The sequence below is a fragment of the Microcoleus sp. S1D4 genome (genome assembly GCF_036700765.1).
Taxonomy (GTDB): Bacteria; Cyanobacteriota; Cyanobacteriia; order Cyanobacteriales; family Microcoleaceae; genus Microcoleus.
Genome location: NZ_JAUBPP010000007.1, coordinates 72,390 through 88,358, shown reverse-complemented (window position 1 = coordinate 88,358; position 15,969 = coordinate 72,390). Strand labels below are relative to the sequence as shown.

8 protein-coding genes are annotated in these 15,969 nt (G+C 44.8%); 1 reads left to right on the top strand and 7 read right to left on the bottom strand.

The window, feature by feature from the left end; genetic code table 11:
* Positions 1-13: 13 nt before the first annotated feature.
* The 3 genes from QT998_RS09875 to QT998_RS09865 form a co-directional block, all read right to left on the bottom strand.
* On the bottom strand, positions 14-1,987 hold the full coding sequence (locus QT998_RS09875; RefSeq protein ID WP_333114376.1) for an ABC transporter ATP-binding protein/permease: 1,974 nt from the start codon (positions 1,985-1,987) through the stop codon (positions 14-16).
* Between the two features lie 316 nt (positions 1,988-2,303).
* Positions 2,304-3,161: a DUF1361 domain-containing protein gene (locus QT998_RS09870; protein ID WP_333114374.1), complete on the bottom strand. Its 858-nt coding sequence runs from the start codon at positions 3,159-3,161 to the stop codon at positions 2,304-2,306.
* Positions 3,162-3,474: 313 nt separating this feature from the next.
* Positions 3,475-7,746 carry a PAS domain S-box protein gene (locus QT998_RS09865; protein WP_333114371.1) on the bottom strand — a complete coding sequence of 1,424 codons (4,272 nt, stop codon included), beginning with the start codon at positions 7,744-7,746 and terminating at the stop codon, positions 3,475-3,477.
* A 292-nt stretch (positions 7,747-8,038) separates the two neighbouring features.
* On the opposite strand from QT998_RS09865, the gene QT998_RS09860 reads away from it, so the two are divergent.
* Positions 8,039-9,406: a TldD/PmbA family protein gene (locus QT998_RS09860; RefSeq protein WP_333114369.1), complete on the top strand. Its 1,368-nt coding sequence runs from the start codon at positions 8,039-8,041 to the stop codon at positions 9,404-9,406.
* A 301-nt stretch (positions 9,407-9,707) separates the two neighbouring features.
* On the opposite strand, the gene QT998_RS09855 is transcribed toward QT998_RS09860, so the two are convergent.
* The 4 genes from QT998_RS09855 to pirA all read right to left on the bottom strand — a co-directional run bounded on the left by QT998_RS09855 (position 9,708) and on the right by pirA (position 15,755).
* On the bottom strand, positions 9,708-11,072 hold the full coding sequence (locus QT998_RS09855; RefSeq protein WP_333087058.1) for a hybrid sensor histidine kinase/response regulator: 1,365 nt from the start codon (positions 11,070-11,072) through the stop codon (positions 9,708-9,710).
* A gap of 142 nt (positions 11,073-11,214) precedes the next feature.
* Positions 11,215-11,592: a response regulator gene (locus QT998_RS09850; protein ID WP_333087059.1), complete on the bottom strand. Its 378-nt coding sequence runs from the start codon at positions 11,590-11,592 to the stop codon at positions 11,215-11,217.
* Between the two features lie 4 nt (positions 11,593-11,596).
* Entirely contained in the window at positions 11,597-14,527 is a 2,931-nt protein-coding gene (locus QT998_RS09845) for an amino acid permease (RefSeq protein ID WP_333114367.1), read from the bottom strand.
* Between the two features lie 1,078 nt (positions 14,528-15,605).
* Positions 15,606-15,755, bottom strand: a complete 150-nt coding sequence (gene pirA, locus QT998_RS09840; RefSeq protein ID WP_333087062.1) for an arginine synthesis PII-interacting regulator PirA — start codon at positions 15,753-15,755, stop codon at positions 15,606-15,608.
* Between the last annotated feature and the right edge of the window lie 214 nt (positions 15,756-15,969).

Below are 15,969 nucleotides of genomic sequence, written 5' to 3'. Positions count from 1 at the left end.
TAGCAGCCCTCTATCAATCAAACACGCTCGCACTATCGCGGTATTCCTCAGCAGAAACCACCCGCCAACTTCCATCGCCCAAAAGTTCCAAAACCTGCTGGTGATATTTCAACAAACTCAAGCGGTGGCCGACACTCACAAACGTAGTTTTAGTTGCTTGCAACTGCTCATATAAATGTTGCTCGTTCTTCAAATCCAAAGCACTTGTCGCCTCATCCAAAATAGCGTAGCGCGGTTCTGTCAGCAACAATCTGGCAAAAGCTAAACGCTGCTGTTCTCCCAGCGACAAAATCTCCGTCCAATCTAAATCCGCCTCAAAACCGCCCAATCTGTCCGGCAAATCTGCTAAGTTTACTGATGCTAAGACGCGGCGAAATTTTGCCTCATCAACCTCGCTGCTGGTGTTGGGATACAGAAGTTGCGATCGCAAACTCCCCAAAATCATATAAGGACGCTGCGGCAAAAACAACATTTCCCCAAGTTCCGGCCGCACCAAACGGCCCGTTCCCGAGTCCCACAAACCCGCAATAGCCCGCACCAAAGAACTCTTTCCTGCGCCGCTTTGACCGACAATTAACAGTCCTTCTCCCGGCGACACCGCTACCGACAAATCCCTAATCAAAGTCTTTTGATGTTTGGGAGTATCTAAAGTAACGTGTTCCAGCGTCAACTGAGAATCAACTACTAAATCTATAGTTGTTTCTCCGGCACGAGATACCGCTTTTTCTGCTTCCAAAGTATCTGTAAATACAGTCAAACGATTGATACTAGCTGCAAAAGAACTCAGCGGTTCAATCTGAGTTACAACCACAGAAAAAGCACTTAAAACCTGACTGAAAGCAAAACCTGCTTGCGTGATATCTCCAAACTGGATTGTATCGGTTTTGTCGGCAAAGTAAGCAGGAGCTAGAAACAAAGCCGGAATAATCACAACAGCATATCCGTATCCTGTTGTGAAATAATCCAGATTTCGCTGCCAGCCAATTAGTAAATTAAAATTGCGGAATACTTCCACGAACCGCTGCTTTATTTGTGTCGATTCCTGTTCTTCTCCCCGGTAAAAAGCAATAGATTCAGCATTGTCGCGAATGTGAACCAGTCCGTAGCGGAAGTTAGCTTCTTTTTTAAGTTGGTTAAAATTAAGAGGTACTAATTTTTGCCCAAAAATCAGAGTGGCGACCGTCCCCAAGATAGCATAAACTATCAGGAATATCGAAAGTTGTTTGGAGATAGACCACAGGATACCTGTGAAAGATATAATGTCAACTATTGAACCCAAGATTATTAGCAAAAATGATAAACTTGTCCTGGTAAAAGATTTGACATCTTCGGAAATTCGCTGATCTGGATTGTCGATTTCTTTGTGAGAATTTATTTCATAATAAGCCCGATTTTGAAAATATTTATCGAGGAACTTATTGGTCATCCACTCTCGCCAGTAGAGACTTAATTTATCTTGGATGTAGCGGTAAATTACGACAATAGGAGTGCCGAGTGCAAAAACGCCTGCATAGACAAACAGATACTTCCAGTAATTGAGTTCGTCTTTTTTAGCTAGTGCTGTGTTAAAAAAGTTACCGACATAACTAATAATTACATTAAGCCCGCTAACTGACAGGGACAAAAATAGCAGCAAAGTCAATAAAGCCCAGGGCTGCCAGTGCGCTGTCAATCTGTTTTTGAAGCAGATAAAAGCAATGAAAGGAATAATTAGCATGAAAGCTACGATCGCAATTGCGGGCGAATTAATAATTCCTTTCAACAAAGTAACTAAGCCGGCTGCAATACTATTGACAAAATCTGGAAAAAGAGCAGCACCTCCGAGACATAAAGCGCTCACAGCCATAAACATCGCAGCAAAGAGAAATATCAACAGCAGTGCGACTAATCCTAAAAATCTTCTGCCGCCCCCAGGCTCTAAAGGATAAAAGTAAGGCTGAGCGATCGCCATAAATCGCTCCCACAACTGACGGTCAAATCGATTCATCTTTGCTTGTTACAAAACTACTTCGGCTGTTATAACATATCAAGTTTTATTACCGATGGCTGCAGTAATTTATTTGGGAGCCGATCGCAGAAATTAATCTCACCTACAGACGGATACTTGCTTGCCGGCTTAAATACGCGATCTAAAAAAAATGGGTCTTATAGCATTTTCATTTTTTGTTTTGCGTTTTTTGATTGAGAATGACTTATAAAATAGCGGTTTAGCAGCTATCCTAGAGTTGCATTGTTTTTTTGAACTGCTATTAGTTCAAGCTGGCAGATTCACGGAGCTACAAGTCAATTCTCAATGGGCATCTCTAGAATCTCAAATCGATGGAATCAGAAGAAGTCGCGGTTTGGTCGATCGACCCCGACTCGGATTGAGTGCTGTAAAATCGCTGGCTGATGCCCAAAATAACTTGCTTCATCAGCCAATACAAAACCGCAATTACTACAAATGTTGCAACCATTACTACAACCGGACGCTTGCCAATCAAATCGTTCATTACGGTGTTAACCAGCGCATCGGGGTTAGTCAGAATGTCCCAAGTGTTGAAGCGGATAAATCGCCCTAAATAAATGCCGATCGCCGAAAGTGCGTGAATAATCATCTCGGTGGCGAGAATAAATCTACCCCAACCCTGTTGCTTGAGATAGTAACCCAAATTCATCACCGACAGCACGTAAGCTCCAAACCCGGCCAGCATAAACGCCAGATACTGCGGAATTAAAGCCAGAGTCACAGTCCACACCGATCGATCCTCTTTAATCTGCTCAATCAGGTGAATGATATCAGTTAAAACGTAGGGTGCGTTGGGCAAAAATGCGATAAACCAGAAAAAACCGCCCCACCAGCGGAGAGAGCGAACTCCGCGCTGTCGCAGTACCCAGATATCTAAAGCCATCAGCGCGAGTGTAATGGCGATCGCCCCCAAAACGTAAGTTTTACCCACATCTTGCACAATGTGCCTCAGATAGGCTAAAACATGGCGCGTGCTCGGCACAAATGTAGCGCCCAGAAGAACCCACGTACCCCAAAGTAGCCAGCGCGATCGGGGTTTGCGGAACAGCCAAAAACTCAGCGCCAGCGGTAGTAAACCTAAAAACAAATTCCAAGACATCCAGCGGACATTGTGTCCCATTGCTTCGAGCGCTTCCAGGATTAATCCCATCATGTCAGTTTTTATCCATTTAAAGGTTGATGCAGCACCGCTTCTCTAGCAGCTTGGATCTATCTTAGTCGCTATAGCAGAGGGAAGAGGGAAGAAGTCATTAGTCCAACGTCATGTTTTGCTGTCCCCCCGAGCTTTCCGTCCAACGTCATCAGGAAGAAGGAAGAGGGAAGAAGGAAGAAGGGGAGCATTCGTGCACGAGTCGCTAATTTTTAGGGTGCGTCAGCTCGCGGCTCATCGCTCACAGCCTGAAAATTCAGCTATGAGCTGACGCACCCTACCAATCTAAAATCTATAATCTAAAATCTAAAATCGACTAGGTTTTGCCGATCGGAATTTCAATCTTAAAAGTCGTTCCCTGTCCCATTTTGGAAATACACTCAATCTTACCCTTGTGCTTTTCTACCACAATCGAGTGCGCGATCGACATTCCCAGCCCCGTACCTTTCCCCACAGCTTTTGTCGTAAAAAACGGGTTACAAATGCGATCGACTATCTCCTCGGGAATGCCCGTACCGTTATCCGAAATTTCCACCATCACAGTGTTTTGAGGCGTTACAGCAGTCCAAATAGCAATCCGGCCGGGATTTTTCTCTGCTTCAGAAACCGACAACTTGTGACAGCGTTCCTCAATCGCATCAATCCCATTAACAATAATATTCATAAACACCTGATTCAGTTGGCTAGCATAGCACTCCACCAGTGGCAGTTTGTCGAACTCCTTAATTACTTCAATGGCCGGACGGCTGTCGTGACTTTTCAAGCGGTGCTGCAAAATTAACAAAGTGCTATCAATTCCTGCATGAATATCCACAGGCTTCATTGCCGATTCGTCCAGCCGCGAGAAATTTCTGAGGGACAAAACAATTTGCCGGATGCGCTCGGTTCCTACCTGCATCGAACCCACAAGTTTTCTTAAATCCTCGGCCATGAAGTCCAAATCAATCTCTTCAATGCGATCGACAATTTTTGCATTAGGTTCTGGATACTCCTGTTCGTAAAGACTCACCAGACCGAGCAACTGTTGCGTATACTCTTTGAGATAATTAATATTAGCGTGAATGAAATTAACCGGATTATTAATTTCGTGAGCGATGCCGGCAACTAACTGCCCCAAAGAAGACATTTTTTCAGTTTGAACGAGTTGAGCTTGAGTAGAGCGCAATGACTGCAGCGCTGACTCCAACTCTCCGGCTCTTTGTCTTTCTCGCGCCTCGCTTTGTCGCAGTGCTTCCTCTGCTTGTTTGCGAGTCGTAATATCCAGGGAAAATCCAATTATTACCTTACCCTTACCGTCAGCATTCCTGCTAAAAATAGTATCCCGACTTTGCAGCCACAAAAATTGACCGTCTGCTGCCCGCATCCGGTACTCAATTTCCCTAATTTCGCCATCTTCAACTTCTACAAGGCTCGCGTGATGTTTCACGATTAGCAATAAATCTTCGGGGTGTATTAACTGAGGGATCATTGACGACTCCATCGCTATAATGTCGTCAAAGGTATAGCCCAAAAGCGCGAGTAGTGAATTATTAGAGTAGATATTTCGCTGTTCTTCCAAGTCGTAGAGATACAAAATACCGGGAGTAGCATTGGCGATTTTTTGAACGAACTGCTGGCTTTCTTGCAAAGCTAACTCAGCTTGCTTGCGATCCGTCACATCAATGGTGATGCCGTCCCAAAGAATATCGCCGTTTTCTTTAGCTTCAGGACGCGAATTTGTCTGAAACCAGCGAATTTTGCCTGAAGGCAGGACTAGCCGTCCTTCCCACTGCCAAGGTTGCAAACTTTGCGCTGAAACACCAATAGATTCGTAATAATTTTGGCGGTCATCGGGATGAACCAAATCTACTAGCAAAGCCGAATTTTGCACAACAGCTTCGGCTTCTAACTCAAACATTTCTCGGGAAGCAAGACTCATGTAAGGGAAACTGACAGAGCCATCTGGACGCAGCAAACATTGATAAATCATTCCCGGCAAATTAGCTGACAGCTTTTGGAATTTTGCTTCGCTCAAACGCAGTGCTTCCTCTGCTTGTTTGCGCTCGGTAATGTCAGTAATTGAACCAACGATGCGGATGGCTTTTTCATTTTCGTCCCACAAAGCTTGTCCGCGACTGAGTATCCATTTGTAGGAGCTGTTGTAGCACCACAATCGGTATTCGACGATATAATGTGGCGTTTTCCTATCTAAATGGTCTTGGAAAGCTTGCATTACTAAGGCTAAATCGTCGGGATGCGTGTCCCTGTTCCATTCGTCAAAGTAATCGAGATTTGGTCTGTGTTTGTATCCGGTGATTTCTTTAAATCTATTGGACAGGAATATTTCTCCTGTTTGCAAGTTCCAATCCCAAATGCCGTCATTGTTGCCTTTGAGCGCTAACTGCCAGCGTTCTTCACTTTGCATCAATTGAGCTGTTCTTTGTTTGACTATATTTTCTAGTTCTTGATTGAGCTTTTTGAGACTTTCTTCTGCTTGTTTGCGCTCGATCGCAATTCCTGCTAAATGCCTGACAGTTTCGATCGATTGCAGATCAAAATTTTGGGGAACGCGCGGTTGGGCGCAATACATGGCGAAAGTGCCTAAAACTTGACCTGTAGACGAAAAAATCGGACTAGACCAACAAGCTTTCAGTCCAAAAGTCAAGGCTAAATCTCGATAATTTTCCCACAAAGGATCGGTAGCAATATCTGTAACAATCACTTGTTCACGGCGGTAGACAGCAGTGCCGCAGGAACCGACATTCGGGCCGATGGCTGCACCATGAACAGCAGCGTTGTAACTTTCCGGCAAACTCGGCGCGGCTCCGTGCAGAAAATGTTGACCGTCTTCATCTAACAGCAAAACCGAACCCATGACATCTCTCGATTGCTGTTCGAGAATTTCAATTAAAGTATTTAAAGTATCGCTCAAAGAAGCGCCCTGAGTAATCATTTCTAAAATTTGTTTTTGACCGTTCAACCAATTTTCAGACTGCTTGCGCTGCGTAATGTCACGGGCTACTAAGAGCACCGTATTTTCTGTCATGGGCGAAATGTTAGCGAAAAACCACCTTTGTTCGCTACCAATTTGCAGATTATATTCTAAACTACTGACTTGATTAGTAGCGAGGGCGAGGCGAATTGACTCCAGAAACATTTCTGCTATTTCTGGCTCAAATATATCGCGGGTTTTTTGTCCGACAAGTTCGGCCCGTGGCTTGTACAAAAGTTCAGGACTGGTGGGGGCAATTTTCAGGAAGCGTCCTTCAACATCAAGCACAAAAATTACGTCGTTCATGGCAGCAAACAAAGCTAGCAATTCTGATTCAGAAGCTTGCAGGGCGATTTCAGCTTTTTTGCGCTCGCTAATATCTGTACCCACCGACAGAATCCCGATCGCTCGTCCTCGGTCATCGAGCAAAGGTTGGTTTCTCCAGGCTACCCAGACTTTTTCGCCATTGCGGCGGATGTTTTGATTTTCGTGTTTGAAGTATTTGTCCGGTTCTGTCGCACAGTCTCGAATTATTACGGCTAAATGATTTTCCGACAAATCGACCGAATCTACAATTGTGCCGATCACACTTTTGCCAATTATTTCTGCTTCTAAATACCCGAAAAAAGTTTCCGCAAACTCATTAAAAAAAGTAATCTTACCTTCGCTATCTAACTGCACAATAATGCTGTTAGCATTCTCCACCAATTGCCGATACTTAGCTTCGTTCGCGCGCAATTTCGCAGGCCCGTACACCCAGCTAAAGGCCACCGCCCCGCTGAAAACAGCCAGCCAGCAGCCAACAAACAGCAACCACCCCCGCAGCGGCGAATTCTGTTGCCATCCTCCCGCCGGAATTGCTGCCAACTGCCAGGAACCGTTGGGCAAGGTCACTTGCAGAACCACGGGACTTTTCTGAAAAATCGACTTGTGGCCGAAAAACACGTCCCCGATCGCTCCTTTGCCGTCTTTGCCGCGCACAGCATATTGTATGTTGGCTGAGGTGTCATTGAGTCCTGCTTCCTCGATCAGGGAGTTTTTATCGAGGATCACGCCGATCAACCCCCAGTAAACTCCTGTTTCAGGCTCTGCGTTCGGGGGTGTGAGAAAAATGGGTGTTCTGCTGACGAAGGCCAGGCCTCCCTCCAATAATTTCACGGGCCCGGCAACCAAAGTTTTTCTGGTGTTGATGACTTCTTCGACCATTTGTCGCTGTTCGGATACCGCCATCAAGTCAAGCCCGATCGCCTTTTTATTTCCCTCCGGCGGATAAATGTAAGCAATCGTCGTGCCTTTAACTAAAGTTATGTTGCGAATACCGGTTTGCTGTGCCAGCAGAATTCTCGTCGTCGCTGCAAATTCGGCTTCGGTGATGTTTGGGTTGTTGGAAATGTCAGCCACCAAACCCCGGATCAAAAACAGCCGGGAATTCAAAGAACTTTCCAGCTTAGAACGGACTGTACTGAGGCGATCGATCGTGCTAGCGCGCTTGTACTGCAAAAATCGCTGTTGTTCCGATCTATCTAAAATGCCAACTCCGACCAAAATTGCTACTGATGTGGCAATTGCTGCTAAATAAGGTGAAATTTGAAATTTTTTAATCTTAAAGTATTGCATTTGCCGGCACTTAAGCTATATTTCTAAGTCTTTAGATAGATTTATTTTAATTCTATTTTTCTAAGCAAATGCAATATTTCCGGGATACCGGGCTTGGGGCAAGAGTGGAGGGGTAGGCACGGGGGCACTACCCCTACAAGACAAAACCCTGATTTTTTCTAGAATGAAACAGCCCAGACTCTCCCTCTCCCCGTTCGGACTCGCGCACCCGAAAGACGGGATTTATTGGTTAAAATGGAGTTAGCAATAATTTTTGTCAGCGCTGGGCGTAAATCTTCATAGGGGCAATTTGATGCAGGAACAGTTGATGGAAGCGATCGCACCTTATCGCGATCGAGTAGATTATCTAGAAGTTCGCCTCGAACAAAGCGAGTCAACAGCGATTAGTTTTCGCGGCCCTGGGTTAGATGTAGTCAACCGCAGTTTCAGTCTCGCCGGCGGCATCCGCGCCTGTCACAAAGGCGGCTGGAGTTTTGTAACTTTTAACGGTTTAGCTGAGTTAAAAGCTCGGATTGAAGAAGCTGTCGTTCAGTCTCGTTTGGTTGGGAGCGAAAAAACTCTACTAGCAGATGTCGCTCCGATTCAAGATTATGTAGCGGTGGAATTTGGCCGCGATCCGCGCTCTATTACTTTAGCAGAAAAGCGGAAATTGCTCGAATCTTACAATCAGTTGCTGTTAGATTATGACCCGCGAATTCAGACGACAATGGCCGGTTATAGCGACAGATTTGGGATTACTTATTTTGTGAATTCTCAAGGTACTTGCATTGCTCAGGAGCGCTTGGACGTGACGGGGCGTTTCGGGGCGATCGCCCGGGGCGAGGGCGGTGTCGTCCGCCAAGGGTTTGAGTCGATTCACTCGCGATCGGACTACGGTGTCTTGACAAATATTGAAGATCGTGTTAAGAGTGCGGCTGTTCGAGCTGTTGGCCAACTAGACGCAAAACCGGTCAAAGGCGGTCAGTATCCGGTGATTTTAGACCCTTATTTGTCGGGGGTGTTTATTCACGAAGCTTTCGGTCATTTGTCGGAAGCTGACGGCATTTACGAAAACCCCAAAATGCAGGAATTGTTGACTTTGGGCAAGCCTGTGGCGATCGAACAATTGAATGTAATTGACGACGCAACTTTGCCGGGACTGCCGGGAACTCTGAAATACGACGACGAAGGCGTGCCCGCTCAGTGCAAGCATTTAATCAAAAATGGAGTTTTAGCAGCTCGGATGCACAATCGCGAGACTGCGGGCAAAATGGGCGAAGCTCCGACGGGAAATGCCAGGGCTCTGAGCGCTACTTTTATGCCGTTGGTGCGGATGACTAATACGGCGATCGAATCTGGCGCACATTCTTTTGACGAAATGGTGGGCGACATTGAGGAAGGAGTGTATGCAGTGCGGATGTTGGGAGGACAAACAAACGGCGAAATGTTTACCTTTGCGGCGGCTGAAGGCTTCATGATTCGCGACGGCAAATTGGCCGAACCGGTGAGCGATGTTACTTTAAGTGGCAATGTATTTCAGACTTTAAAGGATATTGAGTCGATCGGCAACGACTCAGTTTATGCCTACGGCGGCTGCGGCAAAGGCGGCCAAGGCGGTTTACCCGTCAGCGTCGGCGGCCCCCACCTGCGAATTAAAAATGTTGTAGTCGGAGGAAGATAGGCAGTTGGCAGTTGGCAGTTGGCAGTAGTCATTAGTCATTAGTCATTAGTCATTAGTCATTAGTCATTAGTTCAAAACTTATGCAACTGGCACATGGTGAAGGCGCGATCGCCCCCTCACGCCTCACCTTAACCAGTCCGGGACACTGACACGTTGACCAACGACTCAAAATCTACTATCGAGGGCTTCAGCTAGGTAGTTCAGTGTTTGGGAGACTTCAGAAATTACAGAGAAATTGGGGAAGTGCGATCGCGATTATAGACTTTACCAGACTTGACCCTGATTTTGTGTTTAATTCCCCTTAAGTTTCCTTCATCTCTACCCGATTATTCTGCCTAATAGGAATCTCAATCACAAATTCTGCACCCCGCTCTGTTGGCTGTGATAAACACTTCAAATCTCCGCCGTGCTTATCCACCACAATCTGATAGCTAATAGATAATCCCAAACCAGTACCTTGACCCACAGGTTTAGTTGTAAAGAAAGGACTAAATAGATGGGTTATTACCTCACTTGTTATCCCCAGCCCATTGTCTTTCACACTGATTATTACCCAATCCTGATTCAGCATAGCAGTACGAATCGTAATCGTACTAGGCTCGTTTTTAATTTGCTCCGGGCTGCGTTTTTTGTCATAGGAATTCAAGGCATCAATCGCATTGCTCAGCAAATTCATAAATACCTGATTCAACTGACCCACATAACATTCTATTTTCGGCAAATCTCCATATTCTTGAATAATTTGAATAGGTGGACAATCCGGCTTAGGCTTGAGCCGACTCTGCAAAATGACTATACTGCTGTCGATGCCCTCGTGAATATTAACGAATTTCATCTCAGCTTCGTCAAGGCGGGAGAAGTTCCGCAACGTCAGCACAATCTGACGGATACGTTCAGCCCCTACTTTCATCGAAGATAGCATTTTAGGTAAATCTTCTCTGATAAATTCTAGCTCTATGTTGTCAATTAAAGCTGCGATTTCAGGGTGATTATGGGCATCATGCTGTTCGTAAAGGTTGATTAAATCCAATAGCTTCTGACTATACTCATTGACATAAGTTAAATTGCCATAAATAAAATTAACCGGATTATTAATTTCGTGGGCAACACCAGCAACTAACTGTCCTAAGCTAGACATTTTCTCAGTCTGAATAAGCTGAGATTGGGTGCGCTGTAACTTTTGCATTGCGACTTCTAGTTGGATAGCTTTTTCTCGCTCTCGCACTTCCGATTGCCGCAACTTCTCCTCTCTTTCTTGGCGGGAGCGCTCGTTTTCCTTTAGCTGTTGTACGTGGGACAATGTTTTGTTAATTGTAATTTCTAAATCATTAAAATCTATAGGCTTAGTCAAAAAATCAAAGGCTCCGGCGTTCATCGCCTTTCTAATATTTCCCAAGTCGCCATAAGCCGATATAACTATTGTTTTGACTAGGGAAGCTATCTGATTAAGTTTCCCTAACAAAACGATGCCATCCATAACTGGCATATTAATGTCAGTCAGCACAATGTCTATATCCGGTTGTTCTTGTAACTTTGCCAGCGCTTCTACGCCATTATACGCAAAAAAAACTTGGTATTCTTCCGCACGGATCTTTTTTCTAAATTTCTGGGAAATTAGAGATTCTAAATCTGGCTCGTCATCCACAAATAATATTTTAGCTGGCATATTAGCCTCTTAGTTGCTAGTAGAAGGAAGAAGGAAGATGGGGAGAGGGAGACTGGGAGACTGGGAGACTGGGAGACTGGGTGCAACTAACAACTAGCAATTAGCAATTAGCAATTAGCAATTAGCAATTAGCAATTATATTTCATTGTGACTCCAAATTCATTATTTTATTTTTGAGAACTTCAAAATTCACAGGCTTAGTAATATAGTCATCAGCCCCATAAGCCATTGCAGTTTGGTGATTGTTCTCATCTTCATAAGCGGTAATCATAAAAACTTTTAGATCGGGAAACTTTTCTTTGATAATTCTGAGCAGTTCTATCCCATTCATCCCGGGCATATTAATATCCGACAAAATCAAGACAATCGACGCTTCTTTATGATTTTCTAAGTATTCCAAGGCGGCCTCTGCTGACAGGGCAAAATAAAAGTAAATTTGCCCTGCTTTGATTTCTTTTCTAAACTTTTGAGTAAACAAAGATTGAATATCTTCCTCGTCGTCTACAACCATTACTTTCATTTTTTTACTCCTTGATTTCTGCTGTTTTTTTCGGCAATGTGATGATAAACTCTGTGTAATTTCCTACTTCTGTTTCGACTTTTAGTTCTCCGCGATGTTGCTGGACGACAACATCGTGACTGATAGAAAGACCTAAACCAGTACCTTCTGCTGGTGGCTTTGTAGTAAAAAAGGGATTGAAAATTTTATCAAGTACCTCTGGCGTTATCCCTTGGCCATTATCGCGAATGCGGATTTCAATCCGACCGTCCAGATTTCGAGTTTTCACGTCAAGTACAGGTGAAAATCCTGACCCGATTTCTTGTTGCTTTTTATGGGCTGCATAGCAAGCATTGCTAATAATGTTAAGAAAAACCCTACCTATGTCTTGTGGCACGACCTTTACTTGGCCAATGTCATTGTCATAGTCGGTTTCTATGGTAATGTTAAAAGCAGTTTCCTTAGCTCGCATCCCGTGATAGGCTAGATTGATATATTCTGCCAATAAACTATTGATATCTGTGGCTTCCCAATGGGCGCTTTGTCCCCTCGAATGCAACAGCATATTGCCAACTATTTTGTCGGCTCTTTGACCGTGTTGATTGATTTTTTTAAGATTTCCTTTGAGATCGGTTAATAGCTCGGCAATATATTCATTGGTTTCTGGCTCTAACCGTTCTCCTTGATTTTCTAATTCTTCAAACAGTTCTTCGGTTAATTCAGCAGAAAGTTCTGAAAAATTGTTGACAAAATTTAAGGGATTTCTAATTTCGTGGGCAATTCCGGCTGTTAAACTGCCCAGAGAAGCTAGTTTTTCTTGGACAACTATCTGATTTTGCATAGCTCTGAGATTTTCTTCGATCCGCTGGCGCTCTTGAATTTCATTCTGCAATTGCTCTACAGTATGGGTGAGTTCAGAGGTACGCTCCTCGACTTTGATTTCTAGTTCCTCATTAGCCTTTTGCAGTGCTTCTTGGGCTTGCTTGCGATCGGTGATATCGCGGACGATCGCCACATATTCTTGCAGATCCTGATTGGAAAGGGAAGCTTCTTGAGAGAATCGGTCGGAAATGGCAACTTCTAGAATGCGCGAGTCTCCATTGGACAACTTGAGAGTTTGTTCGCTGCGACTGAGCCAGTCTTCTGGCTGAGTCTCTAATCCGGGTAATAATTTGTTTAGGTGAGACCCCATTAGCCTAGTAGAATTGATTCCGAAGACGCTTTCAGCAGCAGGATTAGTCTGGCGAATTACACCTTTTTCATCGAGCACTACGATCGCATCTAGGGCAATGGTAAATAACTGTTCTGCCCCCTCTCGTGCTTCATCCATTGAGACGACTTGGGGTAAACTCGTCCAGCACGCAACGGCCACCCCAACAAAAGCAACTAACAAAACCAGCACTACTAATAGATTCAATCCAACACTAGAGTTAGCATATAATCTGATGCCAAAAATCCAGCCCACAGCGACGGCGCTGACAATCAGCAAGATCAAAATTACAACCTGAAACGCCACAAAATCTGGCATTTTGCTCTGGCTTCTGTTGCGGTAAAGCCGAATCCACCACGACGGATGGAAGGGGGCAAAAGCAATGCGACTTATCCCTGCATCTACTGCCAAAACGGCAAGGGGAAAAAACAACCCAATGATAAAGTCTTGCCAGCCCCAAGCCAAGCCTCCGACTACCAGCACCACCGCATCTACTATGAAGAAGGCCAGCGACCACCAAGGCCACCGAACTTCTGGACTACCCCGCCGCAGCCACAGTGATAGATGGAATAGTGTCAGGCACACAACCAAGCCAACATTAGTAATCGCCACAAGCCGAGGGACATTTCCCCAAGCTAGACAGATTAAACTCAGAACCAAAACCAGCACAAGCCCAAATCCAAATACACCCCGTCGGGATACAACTGCGAATGTTGGCGAAATATGTCCGTCTACGGCAAGTTGGTACAACATCCGAGGGCAGTTGGAAACTATGGTCGCGCAACTCAGAAGACAGCTAGCGACCACCAGAAACGTGACGAGGGAGGGAACCCAGGGCCCCCACAATACCTGACAGGCAGCTAATAAATTCAAGAATACGTCATCTTTCAGACCGGGATCGGTGGCCAAGCGCATCAGTACCCAAGCGCCTCCTAAAATCACAGGCAGCATCCCCAGTGCGGAAATTTTGAGAAACTGCAAGGTTTTAGTAGGGTTGCGGCTATCCGCTACGAAACTGGCGGCAGAGTCACAGCAGTAGAAGATGTATGTACCAAAGTAAAACCACTTAGCCCAGTCAATAAAGGTGAATGGCGGCCAAGTTGCGGGGAAAAATCCGGGACTGTTTGCGGAAAAAGCTAACCAGAATAGACCATAAATGGAAAAAACGGATAATACGCCGACTGTCGGCAACACAAAAAAGGCGTGCAGAATACTTAAGGCGCGAGTGCCGCTGAATGTCAAAATGAAAGGTAGGAGCGTGAAGGTAATATTTAGTAAAGTTTCAGGACAGCTAAAACCTAAACTATTGAGGTTGACTTTGATTAGCTGCGTCAGTACGATCGCAGAAATTGGCAGTGTTGCTACCCAGCTTAAAAAGTATCCGATCGCTGCATAGCTTCCCAGACCCGGATAATTTTTCAGCAGTCGGGCGGTATAGTTGGGCGTTCCCCCAGCCATGTCTGGGAAATACTCACCGATGCGTTTTACCTGTAGATTGAGCATCATGCCCATGAGAATACCGGGCAACCAGACGAAGATGGCGCTAGGCCCGATCGCTGCTTGGATAGCTGTGGCGATAGTAAACCAATTGGCGTGACCTGTGAGCCCAAAGCCCGATGTTTCCACCGCACTCAGGCTTCGAGGCAGGCGCATGAGCGATCGGCTATTAAGATTTTCTTTTGGGGAAGGCTGAGCTGGTTCTGAGTTGTAGCCGTTTTCCGGCTGGTGTCGGATGCCGATCGCCATCAATTTTACCTATTATTTTGGGGATTTTGCTGTCGCGACCCTGATGTTCAGCTTTATAGCTTTTAACTTTTTCCGTTAAGCATTTTTGCTAGTCTTAAATTTTGGCAAAGCTGCCTTTCCCAGTAAACCATGAAAATCTATCTCAATCCCTCTTCAATATTACCAGGAGTTACGCAACTATCACAGATCGGTGTACCAGCACCAAAAAATTAGACAATAAACATCGAACGGGAAGTTTTAGTTGCTGAATTAAATAACTTAATAGCAACCCATGTTTAATTTGATATATTATTTGACCATTTTTATCGGCTCAACTTTTGAGCACCCACACAAGTTCATGGCAAGCAATATGATTTGTTTGAATTCTAGCTTGAAGGAACTGGCAAGATTCTCTCCCGATTAATTGCTTGAGTCCCTTAGGAAATTGCTCAATTTTCTAACTAATAGCACACACATGAGTGTACGTCATTCGTGTGCTTATTGAGTTTGGTCGTTATATCGTTTCCGGTTGCATCGGAATGATACGGAGGACACCGCGAGAGCAAGAGTGTCCCTACCCCGATTATCGTAGGGACTAAGGCCAAGCCCTGTCCTGACTGTGGGTAATATTAATTCCGATGCTACCGGAGTTGATATTAGTCGCGACTGTCAACTGGTGAGTGATCCTGACTGGTTAAAGTGATGGGTGAGGGGCTTTAGTCCTGTAGTTATTACTAGGGTGCGCCTCGGCGCAGTTTACAACTACAGATAGTGTAAAAATAAAAGCAATGCAGTATAATTCCTGTTCTCCGTTCTTCCCTATTCCTTCTGACTTAATAACTTACGCCAAAAATGGTTCAATCCGGTATTGGTAGAGGCTCTGTTCGCCGAGGCGCACCCTACAAATAGAGTTTGTGCGTGCCCTCTTCCTTCTTTCTTTTCCTTATAAATAAAAAAAACCGGTTTCATCAAGAAATCGGTTTTTTTTTCTCTCAACAAATAGAGGAGTGAAAATTTAACGAATAGCGGTTGCCGGAATTCTGCAATTTCTCGCACAACCCTCTAAACCAGACTGCGGGCAAATTCTAGTGGCAGCTTCTTACAACTGTTTCATTTCCTCTTCCAGCACCCGAACCAAATCTTGATTACCGCTTGCTCTAGCTACTTCAATGCGGTGCATCAGTTGCTTGTGAATGTTATTGCGGTGGGTTTCAGCTACTTTTTGTACGTTTTTGCGATTTGTGTTCATGATGGACATTCCTTATATTTAATTTGTTGTACCGACTACTTCTCTAATATAGCGCGAAATTGCAAAAAGTATCTAAATTTACAAAAAATTTACACTTGTGGAGCGATCGACCGCAATAACCTACAGTATTTGCGATAAGTCAATAGCGATATCTTAACATTTCCCACAATCTAAAGCAGGGCGAAGCGCGAACCTACAAACTCAACTATATTTA

Excerpts from the sequence above, each read along its gene's own strand:
- QT998_RS09875 (WP_333114376.1), bottom strand. The coding sequence starts at position 1,987 with ATGAATCGATTTGACCGTCAGTTGTGGGAGCGATTTATGGCGATCGCT.
- QT998_RS09870 (WP_333114374.1), bottom strand. The coding sequence starts at position 3,161 with ATGATGGGATTAATCCTGGAAGCGCTCGAAGCAATGGGACACAATGTC.
- QT998_RS09865 (WP_333114371.1), bottom strand. The coding sequence starts at position 7,746 with ATGCAATACTTTAAGATTAAAAAATTTCAAATTTCACCTTATTTAGCA.
- QT998_RS09860 (WP_333114369.1), top strand. The coding sequence starts at position 8,039 with ATGCAGGAACAGTTGATGGAAGCGATCGCACCTTATCGCGATCGAGTA.
- QT998_RS09855 (WP_333087058.1), bottom strand. The coding sequence starts at position 11,072 with ATGCCAGCTAAAATATTATTTGTGGATGACGAGCCAGATTTAGAATCT.
- QT998_RS09850 (WP_333087059.1), bottom strand. The coding sequence starts at position 11,592 with ATGAAAGTAATGGTTGTAGACGACGAGGAAGATATTCAATCTTTGTTT.
- QT998_RS09845 (WP_333114367.1), bottom strand. The coding sequence starts at position 14,527 with ATGGCGATCGGCATCCGACACCAGCCGGAAAACGGCTACAACTCAGAA.
- pirA (WP_333087062.1), bottom strand. The coding sequence starts at position 15,755 with ATGAACACAAATCGCAAAAACGTACAAAAAGTAGCTGAAACCCACCGC.